Origin of the sequence: Aureimonas phyllosphaerae, assembly GCF_047943035.1 — a bacterium.
GTDB classification, from domain to species: Bacteria; Pseudomonadota; Alphaproteobacteria; order Rhizobiales; family Rhizobiaceae; genus Aureimonas; species Aureimonas phyllosphaerae.
This window is the reverse complement of record NZ_CP181348.1, coordinates 2501985-2517297: the sequence shown is the minus strand read 5'-3', so window position 1 is coordinate 2517297 and position 15313 is coordinate 2501985. Positions and strand designations below refer to the sequence as shown.

Genomic DNA, 15313 nt, shown 5'->3' with positions numbered 1-15313 from the left:
CTCGTCTCCCCCTGCTGGCCCGCATGGGAGCCATCGCGACGACCCGGCGTCAAGCCGAGCGACGCGGCAGGACGGCGAGGATCGCGAGCGTCAGCCAAGCGACGATGAGGATCGTACCGCCGATCGGCGCGGCGTTGGCGAAGAGGCGGTCGCCCGTCACGGCGCGCAGGGCCACATCGCCCGAAAACAGGAGCGTGCCGAGGATCATCAGGAGACCGGGCAGCGTGGGAGCCCGGTGAGCCCCAACCGGCGCGAGACCCAAGGCCAAGAGCGCCGGCGCATGCACGAAGGCGATCGCGGCCGCGATGGCGACCAGATTGGCCTGCGCACCGCCATGAGCCGCGAAGGCCGCACCGGCCGTGCCGGCCGCACCGAACAGTCCCGCCGCTGCGATCAGAGCGCGCGAGCTCACAGGATCGGCCTCTGCGACGCGCTGCCATCGCCCTCTTCCGTCGCGGGTTTGCGCGCCTGCATCTCGTCGAGGACCGAACCGGACCACATGCGATACCCCGCCGAATAGGCCGCCTTGCCGAGAAGATGGGCGGCGATCGGGGCGGTCAGGAAGAAGAACACGATGGCCGCGATGGCGCGCAGAACCTCGGCGGTCTGGACCGAGACGATGGCGAGCGCGACGAGGGCGAGAGCCGATCCCACCGTGCCCGCCTTCGAGGCCGCGTGGACGCGAGTGTAGAAGTCCGGCAGGCGCAGGATGCCGACCGAGGCGACCAGCGCGAACAGCGCGCCGAGGATGACGAACAGGGCGGCCAGAAGATTGCCCATCGCGGTCATGGCTGCGGCTCCTCGGACAGGACGACCTCGTCCGGTTCGTCGCTCAATGCGATCGCGACGGGCGAGCGCTCGGTGTCGCCGCGCGCCATGATGAAGCGCGCGAAGGAGATCGTGGCGAGAAAGCCGACGAGACCGAGCGCGATGGCGATATCGACGTAGAGCGTGAATCCCGTGTCGATGCCGATCACCGCGATCAGGCCGATCGAGGAACTCGTCAGGACGTCGAGCCCGAGAACGCGGTCCGGCAGCGTCGGCCCCTTCCAAATGCGCACGATCGTCAGCGTCAGCGACAGGCAAAGGAGCACCAGCGCGATCGACAACGCCCAGTCGAGGATGATCTCGGAAAACTGCAGAAAGCTCATTCCGACAGCTCCAGGATCCGGCGTTCGAAGCCCTCCGAGATTTCCCGACGACGCGCGTCGGGATCGGAGCAGTCGAACGCGTGGACATAGAGCGTGCGCTCGTCGTCCGAGATGTCGAAGATCAGGGTGCCCGGCGTCAGGCCCACGAGGTTGGAGAGAAGCGCGATCTGGAACTCGCTGCGCACCTTGTGGCGATAGAGGAAGACGCCCGGCTTCAGCTCGAGCTTCGGCCGCATGACGACGACCGCCACCCGCCAAGCCGACACGGCGAGATCGTAGATCAGAAAGAGGATCAGCGACGCGACCTTGCGGCCGTTCTGGAAATAGCTCCCCGCGCCCACCTGCTCGCGGATGAGATACAGCGACGCGCCGCCGAGGAAGAACCCGAAAATCAGGTTCGCGAGGCTGAACCCGCCGGTGATCACGAGCCAGACAAGCGCGAGGAGAAGGTTGGCGACGAAGGGGCTCATGGCACGGCTCCCAGAACCGCGGAAAGATACTGCGAGGGATGAAGCACCTGATGGGCCGCTTGCATCGACAGGCCGGCGAGCGGCTGCGGCCAGACGCCGATCGCGATCACGAAGACGCAGAGCGCGACGAGCGGGATTGTCGCCAGCGGCCGTCCGGGCGGCGGCGCCCGGAACGCGTCCTCGGCGGCGTGCGGCTCCGGGTCGGCCAGCGCCGGCAGCGGTCGCCAGAAGGCCAGCGCGAACACTCGGGCGCAGGCGATCGTCAGAAGGAAGCCCGACAAAAGCACCGCGAAGGCGAGCCACGGCAGGTCGGCCGAGATCGAGGCCCGCACCAGAAGCATCTTCGGCCAGAAGCCCGAGAAGGGCGGCAGGCCGGACACGGCTAGCAGTAGCACCAGCATCAGCGCCGAGAACAGCGGGTGCCGCCGCCACAACCCGCCCATCTCGTGCAGCGACGACGAACCGTTGCGGAAGGCTGCGACACCGGCGGCCAGATACAGCGCGGTCATCACTACGATGGAATGGACGGCATAGAAGATCGCACCGGCGAGACCCGTCGCCAGCGGTCCGTCCACTGAGACGCCGCTCGCGAGCCCGCCCCCGTCCATGCCGCTCCGCAGGACGCTCGCTGCGCCCGTCGTGATCGCGGTCGACGCACTCTCGAGGACCGGCGGGATCGCGATCCCTGCGAGGATGGTGCCGATGCCGGTGATCACCGCGTAGTTCAGCATGCGCCGCAGATCCGACTGCGCCAGCGCGCCGAGCGCGCCGAACAGCATGGTGAGCGCCGCCATCCACGCGATGACGAAGCCGAGCCCGCCCCGCTCCGGCGGAAACAGCATGAGGACGACGCGGATCAGCGCGTAGATGCCGACCTTCGTCAGAAGCCCGGCGAACAGGGCCGACACCACGAAGCGGGGTGTATGGTAGGAGGCGGGCAGCCAGAAGTTCAGCGGAAACGCCGCGGCCTTCATCGCGAAGGCCACGACGAACAGCGAGGCGATGGTGAGAAGGATGCCGTTCCCCTCCATCTGCGCCGACTTGACCGCGATATCGGCCATATTGAGCGTGCCGAAGAGGCCGTAGAGATAGCCGATCGTCAGGAGGAAGAGCGTCGCGCCGATGAGGTTGAGGAAGCAGTATTTGGTCGCGCCGTCGAGCTGCTCGCGCTCGGAGCCGAGGATCAGGAGCCCGAAGGACCCGATCAGCATCACCTCGAACCAGACATAGAGGTTGAAGATGTCGCCGGTCAGGAACGCACCGGACACGCCGCCCATGACCATGAAGAGGAACGGATAGAAACCGTAGCGGCGCCCTTCCTCGTCTATCGAGGCGATCGCGTAGATGCCGCAGGCGAGCCCGGCAAAGCCGGCAACGGAGAGGAACAGGGCGCTGAGAAGATCGGCCGTGAAGGAGATGCCGAACGGCGGTCGCCAGCCGCCCATCGCCATCGACATCGGCCCGCCCTCGGCGATGCGCCACAGGAGGGCGAGGTCGGTGGCCAGGAGCAGCGCAAGACCGATCACGGCGATCACCGGATGAAGATCCATGCGTCGGCGCATCATCAGAAGGATGGCGCCGAAGACGAAGCAGATCACGACGGGCAGCACCAGAAGCGCCTGATCCGGCGTGAACCGGTCGAGCACCATGGCCTGCGAAATGAGGGTGGCGGTTTCGTCCATCGTCCCCTCCCTCAATAACCGAGGGGCGGAAGCCCCTCGTCCTCGGGTTCGGCCACGCGCATCTCCATCGTATCGTCGGTCTCGAGGTCCTGGTAGGCGCGATAGGCGAGGACGAGGAGGAACACGAAGAAGGAGAAGGAGATCACGATCGCGGTCAGCACCAGCGCCTGAGGCACCGGGTTGGCGATGTCCTGCGGCGGGACCTTGAGACCGGCTGGAATGAGCGGCGGCGCGATCGGGCTGATCCGGCCGGCGACGAAGAGCGACAGGTTGACGGAGTTCCCGAGCAGCACGACGCCGAGCAGCATCCGGATGATGTAGCGCGACAGGAGGAGGTAGATGGTGACGGAGAACATCACGGCGACGAGGCCGGCCAGAGCGATTTCCATGTCAGACGGCCTCCCTCATCCCGAGTAGCGTTCTTCGAGCGACAGCGCGATCGAGGAGATCGCGCCGACGATGACGAGGAAGACGCCGAGATCGAAGATCAGCGTCGTCGACAGGGCGAGTTCCGCGCCCGCCACGGACACGAAGGCCCAAAGCCCCGTCATGAACTGCGCACCGCCGAAGAGCGGCATCAGGCCCGCGATAACCGCGACGATGAGGCCGAACCCGGCATAGGCGATCGGGTGGAAATGGAGCGCCCGGCGCACCGCTTCGACGCCGCAGGCCATGCCGTAGACCGCGATGGCGGACGAGGCGATCAGTCCGCCGATGAAGCCGCCGCCCGGCTCGTTGTGTCCGCGCAGGAGCACGAACAGCGAGAACAGAAGCATGAGGGCCGTGATGTAGGGCGCGATCACGCGAAAGATGACGGTTCTCATGGGTGCAATTCCCCGGACCGGCGCCGCCGTTTGCGAGAATGGCGCCCGTCCGGCTTCGTCGCCCGGATGCGCACGAGCGCGAGGATCGCGGCGCCCGTCGTCAGTACGACCGCGATCTCACCCCAGGTGTCGACGCCGCGGAAGTCGACGAGGATCACGTTCACGACGTTGCGCCCGTGCGCGATCGTGTAGCTGTAGGTCTCATAGAACTCGGCGAGCTGGGTGTCGAACGGGCGCTGGGTCACGGCGAGGAGCAGAAGGCCAAGACCGATGCCGCCGGCGGCAGCCAGCCCCGCCTCCGGCACGATCTTGCTCCACGGACGCCGGTCGGCGGGCATCAGCCGCAGCCGCGTCATCACGAGCGCGAGAATCGAGACCGACAGGATCTCGACCATGAACTGCGTGAACGACAGGTCCGGCGCGCCAAGAAGCATGAAGAGGAGTGCGACCGCCAAGCCCTGAATGCCGAGCGAGACGATCGCCGTCAGACGGCTCGCCGAGAACGCAACGACAAGAATGCCGAGGATCACGATGCCGATGATCGCCCACTCGTAAAAGAAGAGGCGCGGGAACTCGGGCACCGTCGGCAGAGACCGCGTCCAGACCAGCGTGATCCAGACGGTCGCGACGATCACGCCGAAGGTCACGCGCATGTAGATGTCGAGGCGGCCGGGCTGGAGGCGGTTGGTGATATGCCAGGCGATAGCCACCAGTCCGCGCAGCGCCTGATCGAAGCCCTTGTCCGGACCCCATCCGATCCGCGCGAGAAGCGCGGCGATGCCCGAGCGCATGCGTTGGGCGCGCAGGAACAGCCCGATGCCGAGCGCGACCGTCAGGATCGAGAGGATCAGCGCCGGCCCCCAGTGAAAGCCGAGCGCGATGTCCACCGCCAGCGCCCCGTCGAGGGCGGGCGGCGACATCGGATTGGAGATGAACTTGTGCGTCGTCTGCGAGAAGATCGCCGCGAGAAGGCCGATCACCCCGAGAAGGAGCGGCCCGAACCAGATCATCGGGCTGGTCTCGTGCGCGCGCCGCATGCCGCTCGGCAGCGGGCCGAGGAACGGCTTCAAGGCGACGAGAAGCGCGACCGCGAACATCAGGGCATTGCCGGCCACGGCCGCGATCGTCGTCAGGACGCCGCGAAGGTCCGCCGTCGCGGTCGCCGCGTAGACCTCTTCCTTGGCGAGGAAGCCGAAAAGGGGCGGCAGGCCACCCATCGCCGCCGCCCCGAGGATCGCCGCGGCGAAGGTGACGGGCATTTTCAGGCGAAGACCGCCGAGCGCGCGGATGTCGCGCGTTCCCGCGCCGTGGTCGATCGAACCCGCCACCATGAAGAGGCACGCCTTGGCCAGCGAATGGGCGAAGAGGTAGAGCACCGCCGCCTCGATCGCGAGCTCCGACCCGATGCCGAGCAGCATGACGAGAAGGCCGAGCGAGGCGACCGTGGTGTAGGCGAGCATCAGCTTGATGTCGCTCTGGCGTAGCGCCAGCACTGCGCCGACCACCAGCGTGACCCCGCCGAACAGCGGCAGGACGGTCGCCCAGATGGCGCTGTCGCCGACCATCGGGAACATGCGCATCAGGAGATAGATGCCGGCCTTCACCATCGTCGCGGAATGAAGGTAGGCCGACACCGGCGTCGGCGCCTCCATCGCATTGGGCAGCCAAACGTGGAAGGGCATCTGCGCCGACTTCGTGAAGGCCCCGAGGAGGACGAGGAGGAGGGCCGGAACGAAGATGCCGCTGGTGCGGAATGCGTCAGGCGCGTCGAGAAGAAGGCTCAGCGACGAGAGCCCCGTCCCCTCCCGGATCATCAGGAGGCCGGCCAGGAGCGCCAGCCCGCCGCCGCCGGTGACGACCAGCGCCTGCACGGCGCCGCGCCGCGCCGCCTCGCGCTCGTGGTCGAATCCGATGAGGAGGAAGCTCGTGATCGAGGTCAGCTCCCAGAAGATGAAGAGCGTGATCAGATCGTCGGCCAGGACGAGGCCCAGCATCGAGCCCATGAACAGGAGAATGAACGCATGGAAGCGGCCGCGCCTGGAGCCGCGCGGCATGTAGCCGCCGGAATAGATGACGACCAATGCGCCGATGAAGAGAATCAGGAACGCGAAGCCGAACGACAGGCCGTCGAGCCTAAAGGCGAAGCGCACGCCGAACGAGGGAACCCAGTCGAAGCCGAACAGGATTGGCACACGCGCCTGAACCTGCGCGCTCTGCTGGAAGAGGATGGCGAGACCGCCGATCGGGAACAGCGCGAGGAAGACCGAACCGAGCCGGTCGAGAAGGATGATGCTGAGAGGAGCGACGAGGGCTCCAAGGAACGGAAGCGCCAGAGCGAGGAATAACAATCCGTCCGAAAGGTGGTCCATCCAGTCCCCGTGATGCCTCGCGCGCTGCGCGGCAGTCCTGATGCCGCTCTGCAGCAAAAGCTAGAGCCGAGCCCCCGTTTTTCAAGGTTGAACTGCCCGTGAACGCGGCTTCCGTGCGGGTTCCGGGCTTCGTTGCGCTTGTGGCCGACGCCCCGCAATCCTAGCTAGGCAGCATTCGAGGAATGCCGTGAAGGAGGCGACGATGGCCGAGCATCAGAAGGTGCACAAAAGCGACGCGGAATGGCGCGAGCAGCTGACGCCGGAGCAGTATCAGGTCGCGCGCGGCCACGGGACGGAACGCCCATTCACCGGACCGAACTGGGATCAGAAGGCGGACGGCCTCTATACCTGCGTATGCTGCGACCGGCCGCTGTTCCGCTCCGAGACGAAGTTCGATTCCGGCACCGGTTGGCCGAGCTTCTACCAGCCGGTCGACCCGGCCTCGGTGGACGAGGTGACGGACCGCTCGCACGGCATGGTGCGGACGGAGGTCCGCTGCCACGACTGCGACGCGCATCTCGGCCATGTCTTCGACGACGGCCCGCGCCCGACGGGCCTGCGCTACTGCATGAACGGATATGCGTTGAACTTCCAGCGCGATTGAGCGACGAGGTTCCCCGAAGGCGGGGCGCCTCCGGCGTCCCGTATCCTGCCCTTGCGGCCCTGAACGGACACGCCATGCCCTCCGCCTTTCGCGACGACCTTCCCCCTCCCCCGCCTGCCGTGCGCCGTCCCGTCTCGGACGAGCGCCATGGCCAGACGCGCACCGACGACTACGCGTGGCTGCGCGCCCCGAACTGGCAGGAGATGTTCAAGGACACGAGCCTGCTCGACCCGGCGATCCGCTCGCATATCGATGCGGAGAACGTCTATTCGAAAGCGGTGCTCGGCGACCTCGACGCGCTGAAGGCGGAGCTGATCGCCGAGATGCGCGAGCGCATCAAGGAGGACGACTCGTCCGTTCCGGCGCCCGACGGTCCCTATGCCTACGGTGTGTCCTATCGGCACGGAGCAGAGTACCCCCGCTTCATCCGGCGTCCGCGCGAGGGCGGCGACGAGCGCGTCATGCTCGACGGCGAGGTCGAGGCCGAAGGTTCGGACTACTTCTCGCTCGGTGGCGTCGACCACTCGCCCGACCACCGCTGGCTTGCCTGGTCGCGCGACGACAAGGGGTCGGAATTCTACGATCTCTCCGTGCGCGATCTCGAAACCGGCAAGGACACGGCCGAACTCATCGCCGATACGAGCGGCGGCGTCGCATGGGACGCCCGCTCGCACGGCTTCTTCTACACCCGCCTCGACGCGAACCATCGTCCGAGCCGCGTCTTCTACCATGCGCTGGGCACTGACCCGGCCGATGATCCGCTGATCTACGAAGAGACCGACACCGGCTTCTTCATGGGCGTCGGCGGCACGCAGGGGAGCGGCTTCGTCATCATCGACATCCACGATCACGAAACCTCGGAAGCCTGGCTGATCCCCGCGATGAACCCGGCTGCCGAGCCGCGCCTCGTGGTGCGACGGCAGACCGGCGTCGAGTACGACATCGACGAGGGCGACGGCACCCTCTACATCCTGACCAACGCCGACGGCGCGCGCGACTTCAAGATCGTCACCGCGCCCGCCGACCTTCCCGGCAAGGAGAACTGGCGCGACCTCGTTGCCCACGAGGACGGGCGCCTGATCCTCAACCACCTGATCCTGAAGCGTCACCTCGTCTGGCTGGAGCGCCGGGACGGCTTGCCGCGCATCGTCGTGAAGCGCCTTGCCGACGGTGCCGAGCATGTCGTCGCCTTCGAGGAAGAGGCCTATTCGCTCGGCCTCGGCGGCACCTACGAGTTCGACACGGACACGATCCGCTTCTCCTATTCGTCGATGACGACGCCGAACCAGACCTTCGAGTACGATCTGGAGACACGCGAGCGCCGGCTCCTGAAGACGCAAGAAGTGCCGTCCGGCCACGACCCGGCGGCCTACGTGACGCGCCGCATCCATGCTCCGGCGGCTGATGGCGAGACGGTGCCGATCTCGCTCGTCTATCGCCGCGACACGCCGCTCGACGGCTCGGCGCCGTGCCTTCTCTACGGCTATGGCTCCTATGGGATGACCATCCCAGCGTCGTTCAACACCAACTGCCTGTCGCTCGTCGACCGTGGCTTCGTTTATGCGATCGCCCACATCCGCGGCGGGAAGGACAAGGGCTTCCGCTGGTACGAGGCGGGGCGGCGCGAGCACAAGCGCAACACATTCACCGACTTCATCGCCGCAGCCGACCATCTCGTCGCCGAGAACTACACCCGCCACGACCGGATCGTCGCCAATGGCGGCTCGGCCGGCGGCATGCTGATGGGCGCGGTGGCCAACATGGCGCCGGAGAAGTTCGGCGGTATCGTCGCGGTGGTGCCGTTCGTCGACGTCCTCAACACGATGCTGGACGACACGCTGCCGCTGACGCCGCCGGAATGGCCGGAATGGGGCAATCCGATCGTCTCGCCCGCCGACTATGCGACGATCGCGGACTACAGCCCCTACGACAACGTGAAACCCCAGGCCTACCCGCCGATCCTGGCGCTGGCCGGCCTCACCGACCCGCGGGTGACCTATTGGGAGCCGGCCAAGTGGGTCGCGCGGCTTCGCGCGGTGAAGACCGACGATAATCCCGTCGTGCTCCACACCAACATGGGCGCCGGCCACGGCGGCGCGTCGGGTCGCTTCGCCAAGCTCGAAGAGGTTGCGATGATCTACGCCTTCGCCCTGAAGCTGATGGGCCTGCCGGAGAAACGTCCCGCCGCCTGAGGAGACCGCATTCTGCGAGGGGGCGTCAGTTCCCCTCGCCCGCCGGAGCGACGGCGGGAATGGCCTTGAGATAAGCCGCAATGGCGGCGCGATCCTCAGCCGGCAGCTTAGCCAGATTGTTCTGCACCGCGACCATTGATCCGCCGACGCTGTCGAAGTCCGGCGTGAAGCCGGTCTCGAAATAGGTTGCGAGATCGGCTTCCGACCAGTCGGCGGTCTCGCCGCTCGGCGTGATGTCGGGAATGTTGCCGTCGCCCTCGGGCGCCGGTCCGCCCGCCAGCCAGCGCGAATGATCGAGTCCCCCGAGCCCGCCGAAGGTTCGCGGCGTGTGGCACTCGCCGCAATGGCCCGGCCCTTCCACGAGGTACTGCCCGCGCTTCACCGTATCCGAAGCATCCGCCGGCAGCGCGACGACCGGCACCGGATCGAGGAAGGCGCGCTGCCACAGCCCGACACCCCGTCGGAGGCTGTAGGGGAATGCGAGATCGTTGGGCGGTGAGACGCCTCCCGAAGTCGGCAGCGTCATCAGATAGGCATGGAGGTCGGCGATGTCGCCGGCGGTCATCCTCGCATAGGACGTGTAGGGAAAGGCGGGATAGAGCGGCTGGCCGTTCGGATCGACGCCGCGCTGCATCGCGTTTGCGAAGTCGGCCAGCGACCAGGCGCCGATCCCGGCCTGCGTGTCCGGCGTGATGTTCGGCGCATGGAACGTTCCGAACTTCGTCACGAGCGGCGGCCCGCCGGCCAACACCACCGGCGCATCGCCCGCAGTTTCGGACGGCGCATGGCAGGACGCGCATCCACCGGCGTGGAACAGGCGCTCGCCGCGGGACGGATCACCGCTCCCCTCCGCGGCGATCGCGTCTGGCGGCAGGCGACGGGGCGCCGTCAAGGCATAGGCGCCGCCGGCGACGACCACCACGGCGCCGAGGGCGACGAGGATCCGGCGCGCGCCCACCGGATCGGCCTACTTGGCGCGGAACTGCTGGTGGCAGCTCTGACAGTTGGCGGCAACGCTGGCGAACGCGGCCTTGAAAGCTTCCACGTCGGTCGGCTTGGCATCGAGCGCGGCCTGCGTATCGGCGACGAACTTGGCGTTCGCTGCTTCGAACCCGGCCGGCCTCTCCCAGATCGCCGGCGAGGCCTCGGTCTTTCCGCCGGTCTTGGAGTCTTCGGGGAACAGCGTGCCGAACTTTCTGGCGTCGGCGTTCAGCATCGTGAAGATCGCGTTCGCCTTGGCGGCGTCGTAGGGCTCTTCGCCCTTGATCAGCGCATTGGCGGAACGCGCCGCCTTGGCGTTGTTCTTCATCAGCTGCTGGCGTTCGGCGATGACGTCCGTGTTCTGCGCCGTTGCCGGCAGGAGGGGCGCCAGAAGCGCTGCGGAGACCACCAAACCCGCGAAACCCATCTTCCAAGTCGACATGTCCGATTCTCCAGGAGCCAGATTTGGAACGTCTCCACGAAGACAACAGGGGAATGGAGGTTCTGTCCATCCATCTTCAGTAACAGGGGGTGCGGCTAAAACGAGAAAGGCCCTGCCGCATGAGATGCGGCAGGGCCTTCCGAGAGTTCGTCAGGACGAGGCGACGCTTAGGCGCCGGCGGCCTCGTAGCGCTCCAGGACGTAGTCCCAGTTGATGAGGTTGTCGACAAAGGCCTCGAGGTACTTCGGACGCGCGTTGCGGTAGTCGATGTAGTAGGAGTGCTCCCACACGTCGACGCCGAGGATCGGGGTCGCGCTGTGCACCAGCGGGTTCTCGCCGTTCGGCGTCTTGACGATCTGCAGCTTGCCGTCCTGCACGGCGACCCACGCCCAGCCCGAGCCGAACTGCGTCTTGCCGGCCTCGATGAAGTCGTTGCGGAACTTGTCGTAGCCGCCGAGATCGGAATCGAAAGCCGTCTGCAGCTTGCCCGGCAGGCTCTTGCCGCCCCCGTTCGGCTTCATCCAGTTCCAGAAGTGGATATGGTTGTAGTGCTGGCCGGCATTGTTGAAGAGCGGCTGATTCTTGCCGAAGGACTGCTTCACCACCTCTTCCAGCGACGCATCGCCGAGGCCGGCGTCGGCTGCGAGCTTGTTGCCCATATCGACATAGGCCTGGTGGTGCTTGTCGTGATGGTACTCCAGCGTCTCCTTGGACATGTAGGGCTGGAGGGCATCGTAGGCGTAGGGGAGTTCGGGCAGGGTGAAGGCCATCGGTCGTCTCCTTCTTCGCGAGCCCCCGGCGGGCGATTCGATCTCGCCGGCAGGCGCTGAAACCGGGCCCTTAGCTAGAGCCTCCCCGCTTGTTTGTCAGCCTCGCGCGTTGCGAAAGACCGGCGCAGCGGGGAATATCGTTCCTCCTCGAACCAGGGACGCCGGGCAGGGTCAGGAGACCTTAAGCCTTGGGAACGAAGATCGAACCCGCGCGTTTTCAGCGCATGTGTTGACGCGACCGGATCGCAAGCCTTCGGCACAGAAGGCAGATGCGGTCGCCAAGTTCTGGCTGGATCATGACCGAAGATCGTTCCCCGCGCGCCCTCTCGCGCCGTTCCCTGCTCCAGGGACTCGGCCTCGGGGCCGCAGCCCTCGCCCTGTCCGGATGCACCACCGACAATCGCGCGCGCATCGCCAACCTGACCCCGTTCAATGGTGGTACGGGTCCCTCCGGCGTCAGCCCGGAATACCTGACCGCGTACGGCCCGATCCAGGACGGTGGCTACACCATTCCCGGCATCGACTTTCGCCGCATGGACCTGCGTTACCTTCGCCGCGAGGTCGCGTATGCCGGCCCGGAAGAGCCGGGCACCATCATCATCGACACGCCGACCCGCTACGCCTACCTTATCCAGCCGGGCGGCACCGCGATGCGCTATGGCGTCGGCATCGGCCGTGACGGTTTCGCCTGGGAGGGCCGGGCCAAGGTTCAGTTCAAGCGCGAGTGGCCGCGCTGGACACCGCCGGCCGAGATGATCGCCCGCCAGCCGGAACTCGAGATCTATCGCGAAGGGATGGAGCCGGGCCTCAAGAACCCGCTCGGCGCCCGCGCGCTCTACCTGTTCCAGAACGGCCAGGACACGCTCTACCGCCTGCACGGCACGCCGGAATGGTGGACCATCGGCAAGGCCGTGTCGTCAGGCTGCGTGCGCTTCATGAACCACGACATCATCGATCTCTACGACCGTGCCAGCGCAGGCGCGAACGTGATCGTCAACCAGGCGGGCGGCGCGACGGTCTGATCCGTCGCCACTCACCTTCGCCGCCGGTCAGGTTACCTTGTTCCGGCGGCGGAATTCCGGGCGGTCCCAGCGGCCGCTCGACAGGATATCGACGAGAATGGCCGCACCGCGCCGCACGTCGTCTTCGCCGAGGTAGAGTGGCGTGAAGCCGAAGCGAATGATGTCGGGGGCGCGATAGTCTCCGATCACGCCCTCCGCGATCAGCGCCTGCATCACCGCATAGCCTTCGGGATGGCGGAACGAGACCTGCGAACCTCGCCGTGACGCATCCTCGGGCGACGCCAGTTCGAGAACGGGAAGCGAGCGGTGGACCTCTGCGATGAAGAGGTCCCCGAGTTCGATCGAACGGGCACGCAGGGCCTGCATGTCGATCCCCTCCCAAACGTCGAGGGCGGCGTCCAGGGCGGCAAGCGCCACGACCGGCGGTGTTCCCACGCGCATGCGCTCGACGCCCGCGGCCGGGCGATAGGACGGCTCGAAGGCGAAGGGCGCGTCGTGGCCGAACCAGCCGGACAAGGCCGGCCGCACATCGTCGGCAAGCCGAGGCGCAACATAGATGAAGGCCGGCGCACCCGGCCCACCGTTCAGGTACTTGTAGGTGCAGCCGACCGCGAAGTCGGCATCCGCCCCGAGGAGGTCGATCGGCAGGGCGCCGGCGGAATGTGCGAGGTCCCAGATTGCGAGCGCGCCGACGTCATGAGCGCGGCGCGTCAACGCCGCCATATCGTGCAGACGGCCGGTGCGATAATCGACCTGCGTCAGCATCACGGCGGCGACGCTCCGGTCGATCGCGCCTTCGACGGCTTCCGGCTCGACGACGCGGAGCTCGTGGCCGCGGCCGAGCGAGGCGATCAGCCCCTGCGCCATGTAGAGGTCGGTCGGGAAGTTGCCGGTATCCGACAGGATGACACGTCGATCAGGCCGAAGTTCCAGCGCCGATGCGAGTGCCTGGTAGACCTTGATCGACAGGGTGTCGCCCATGACGACCGTACCCGCCGGCGCGCCGATCAGCCGGCCGACGCGGTCGCCGACGCGGCGAGGCAGATCGACCCAGCCGGCACTGTTCCAGGCCCCGATGAGCTGCCCGCCCCACTCACTGGCGATCACCTCCGCAACGCGTGGGCCGACGGCTTTCGGCAGCGCGCCGAGCGAATTGCCGTCGAGGTAGACGAGGCCGTCGGGAAGGCCGAACAGCGCGCGGGTGGCATGGAAGGGATCGATCGCGGACATGGGCTCCAGTCGCAGGGCTCGGGCCGACACGCGGCGCAAGGTCGAGGTCGGCTCTTCTTGCGACGGATGACCTTCGTCCATCAAGGGGCGCCGACGGGCACCTGCATCTCCGCCCCGAAGCCAAGACGTTCGACGAACTCGTTCCAGTCCCGCGCCCGCAGGGCACCGCCGGACGCGGCGCGGTGGCCATTGCCGTACTGCTCGTCGGCACCGGTCGGCCGAACCTCGGCAAGGAAGGCCAGAATGTCCCGGTCCGTCGCCGTGCGTGCGGCAAAGTGGACCCAACCCTCGCGATATCCCGTGTTGGCGGCCATGACGATCCGATCCTTGAGGCGCCCCCTCCAGGCCTGCGCGACGAGCGGATGAATCTGGCAGGGCGAGGAAAACCGCACGATCGCCACATCACCGACCACTTTCGGGGCCACCTTTCGCGCCTCATCGAGTGCGGCCGCCACTTCGGCCTTGGCCGCCAGAAGCGCGGCCGTCTCCTCGTGGGCGCCCGACAGCACGGCTTTCGGACCGTCCGCCTTCTCGAGAAGCGCGAATGCGGCTGACGCGTCGCCGCTGGCCGTGCGCCGCGGAGCATTGATCAGCGACGTCGCCTTGCGAAGTGCCGTGATGCCATAGTGTCGGCGCGCTGCTGCCATTTCGGGAAACCCCGCTTCGTCGGCAAGGTCGCCGATCAGGCCGATGGCTGCGAGCCACAGAAGATCGTCGGCTTCGCCCAGCGCCTTCGCGCAGCGATAGGCCAGGAGGCTGGAGGTGGGCACCGGATCGTCTGCGATGCCGCTGATCGCGACCGCGTTCCGGGGGTGCCCGGTCGGCACGTGATGATCGATCAGGATCGTCGGCACGTCCTCGCGCGGGAGGTGCTCGGCGACGCCGAGGTCGGCGATGACCAGTCCTCCGATGCGCTGCCCGGCGATCTCGGCGCGAAACGCATCGGAGTAAGCATTTTCGCCCTTTCCGATGATGCGCACCGTCGGTGGGTGACCGGCACTGGTCATGGCGGTCTTCAGGATCACGCCGGCCGACAGCCCGTCGGCGTCGTTGTGGCAGACGAGGAGCGGGTTAGGGCCGAAGTGACGCAGCGCCTTCGAGAACGCTTCCGGCTTGTCGAATTCTGCGTGTTCCCCAGTCACATCCATCCCTTCCGGCTCGCGCATCCGGATCACAACGCACGCATCCGCTCCGCGCTCCGCGGCCGGCCGTCTCTTGGTCGGCCAAGAACTCCCCCGTCCTGGGCCGGAACCGCGCCTCCCGCACTCCCATTGCCCAACCACCGGAGCCGAGGCGCCGATGCCCGGCGGAGAACAAGGATAGATCGATGGTGGATCGCGCCAGCATTCGAGAGCACCAGGACGTGAAGGGTTCAGACGGCGGCCATGTCGGAACCGTCGACCATCTCGACGGAGACCGGATCAAGCTGACGAAGACGGACCCGGCCGCCGGTGGCGAGCATCACTTCCTGCATCTCGACAGCGTCGACAGGATCGATGGGGATACCGTGGTCCTCAACCGGACGACGGCAGAGGCACGGGACGAATGGGGCGTGGAAGCCGTCGGGTCAGGGCCG

At 67.0% G+C, this 15313-nt stretch carries 16 protein-coding genes and 1 pseudogene; 4 read left to right on the top strand and 13 right to left on the bottom strand.

The annotated features are described in order from the left end of the window. Positions 1-49 precede the first annotated feature (49 nt). From ACLNGM_RS11860 to ACLNGM_RS11825, 8 genes are read right to left on the bottom strand one after another with little or no spacing between them, the layout of a single operon-like run. The gene (locus tag ACLNGM_RS11860) at positions 50-412 is read right to left on the bottom strand and encodes a DUF423 domain-containing protein (RefSeq protein ID WP_416355077.1); all 363 of its coding nucleotides are present in this window, start codon (positions 410-412) and stop codon (positions 50-52) included. Further along, positions 409-789 (bottom strand): monovalent cation/H(+) antiporter subunit G, encoded by a 381-nt coding sequence (mnhG, locus tag ACLNGM_RS11855; RefSeq protein ID WP_294645021.1) that lies wholly within the window; start codon positions 787-789, stop codon positions 409-411. Before mnhG ends, ACLNGM_RS11860 begins: the two co-directional genes overlap by 4 nt. Continuing rightward, positions 786-1151 carry a cation:proton antiporter gene (locus ACLNGM_RS11850; RefSeq protein ID WP_416355076.1) on the bottom strand — a complete coding sequence of 122 codons (366 nt, stop codon included), beginning with the start codon at positions 1149-1151 and terminating at the stop codon, positions 786-788. Before ACLNGM_RS11850 ends, mnhG begins: the two co-directional genes overlap by 4 nt. Next, positions 1148-1621 (bottom strand): Na+/H+ antiporter subunit E, encoded by a 474-nt coding sequence (locus ACLNGM_RS11845; protein WP_055889613.1) that lies wholly within the window; start codon positions 1619-1621, stop codon positions 1148-1150. Before ACLNGM_RS11845 ends, ACLNGM_RS11850 begins: the two co-directional genes overlap by 4 nt. Beyond that, positions 1618-3303 carry a proton-conducting transporter membrane subunit gene (locus ACLNGM_RS11840; RefSeq protein WP_416355075.1) on the bottom strand — a complete coding sequence of 562 codons (1686 nt, stop codon included), beginning with the start codon at positions 3301-3303 and terminating at the stop codon, positions 1618-1620. Before ACLNGM_RS11840 ends, ACLNGM_RS11845 begins: the two co-directional genes overlap by 4 nt. A gap of 11 nt (positions 3304-3314) precedes the next feature. Further along, the gene (locus ACLNGM_RS11835; RefSeq protein WP_055889619.1) at positions 3315-3692 is read right to left on the bottom strand and encodes a Na+/H+ antiporter subunit C; all 378 of its coding nucleotides are present in this window, start codon (positions 3690-3692) and stop codon (positions 3315-3317) included. A 15-nt stretch (positions 3693-3707) separates the two neighbouring features. Then, positions 3708-4127, bottom strand: coding sequence for an MnhB domain-containing protein (locus ACLNGM_RS11830; RefSeq protein WP_090960556.1), 420 nt, complete (start codon positions 4125-4127; stop codon positions 3708-3710). After that, the gene (locus ACLNGM_RS11825) at positions 4124-6496 is read right to left on the bottom strand and encodes a putative monovalent cation/H+ antiporter subunit A (protein ID WP_416355074.1); all 2373 of its coding nucleotides are present in this window, start codon (positions 6494-6496) and stop codon (positions 4124-4126) included. The genes ACLNGM_RS11830 and ACLNGM_RS11825 overlap by 4 nt, the downstream gene beginning before the upstream one ends. A gap of 202 nt (positions 6497-6698) precedes the next feature. Here ACLNGM_RS11825 and msrB point away from each other — a divergent pair, with 202 nt between their 5' ends. Together msrB and ACLNGM_RS11815 are read left to right on the top strand one after the other, a co-directional pair. Continuing rightward, positions 6699-7100 carry a peptide-methionine (R)-S-oxide reductase MsrB gene (gene msrB / locus ACLNGM_RS11820; protein WP_090961255.1) on the top strand — a complete coding sequence of 134 codons (402 nt, stop codon included), beginning with the start codon at positions 6699-6701 and terminating at the stop codon, positions 7098-7100. Positions 7101-7174: 74 nt separating this feature from the next. After that, positions 7175-9292, top strand: a complete 2118-nt coding sequence (locus ACLNGM_RS11815; RefSeq protein WP_416355073.1) for a S9 family peptidase — start codon at positions 7175-7177, stop codon at positions 9290-9292. A gap of 25 nt (positions 9293-9317) precedes the next feature. On the opposite strand, the gene ACLNGM_RS11810 is transcribed toward ACLNGM_RS11815, so the two are convergent. The 3 genes from ACLNGM_RS11810 to ACLNGM_RS11800 all read right to left on the bottom strand — a co-directional run bounded on the left by ACLNGM_RS11810 (position 9318) and on the right by ACLNGM_RS11800 (position 11485). Next, the gene (locus ACLNGM_RS11810; RefSeq protein WP_416355072.1) at positions 9318-10250 is read right to left on the bottom strand and encodes a c-type cytochrome; all 933 of its coding nucleotides are present in this window, start codon (positions 10248-10250) and stop codon (positions 9318-9320) included. A gap of 9 nt (positions 10251-10259) precedes the next feature. Further along, the gene (locus ACLNGM_RS11805; protein WP_416355071.1) at positions 10260-10715 is read right to left on the bottom strand and encodes a c-type cytochrome; all 456 of its coding nucleotides are present in this window, start codon (positions 10713-10715) and stop codon (positions 10260-10262) included. Positions 10716-10882: 167 nt separating this feature from the next. Continuing rightward, the gene (locus ACLNGM_RS11800; protein WP_416355070.1) at positions 10883-11485 is read right to left on the bottom strand and encodes a superoxide dismutase; all 603 of its coding nucleotides are present in this window, start codon (positions 11483-11485) and stop codon (positions 10883-10885) included. 296 nt (positions 11486-11781) lie between these two features. On the opposite strand from ACLNGM_RS11800, the gene ACLNGM_RS11795 reads away from it, so the two are divergent. After that, positions 11782-12507 carry a L,D-transpeptidase gene (locus ACLNGM_RS11795; RefSeq protein WP_055889646.1) on the top strand — a complete coding sequence of 242 codons (726 nt, stop codon included), beginning with the start codon at positions 11782-11784 and terminating at the stop codon, positions 12505-12507. A 27-nt stretch (positions 12508-12534) separates the two neighbouring features. Here the strand turns inward: ACLNGM_RS11795 and kynU are convergent, their stop codons facing one another. Further along, positions 12535-13737, bottom strand: coding sequence for a kynureninase (kynU, locus tag ACLNGM_RS11790; protein ID WP_416355069.1), 1203 nt, complete (start codon positions 13735-13737; stop codon positions 12535-12537). Between the two features lie 80 nt (positions 13738-13817). Continuing rightward, positions 13818-14879: a phosphoesterase gene (locus ACLNGM_RS11785; RefSeq protein WP_416355068.1), complete on the bottom strand. Its 1062-nt coding sequence runs from the start codon at positions 14877-14879 to the stop codon at positions 13818-13820. 185 nt (positions 14880-15064) lie between these two features. Here ACLNGM_RS11785 and ACLNGM_RS11780 point away from each other — a divergent pair. Continuing rightward, positions 15065-15286 (top strand): annotated as a pseudogene (locus tag ACLNGM_RS11780) (DUF2171 domain-containing protein); the annotation flags it as partial. Positions 15287-15313: the final 27 nt, after the last annotated feature.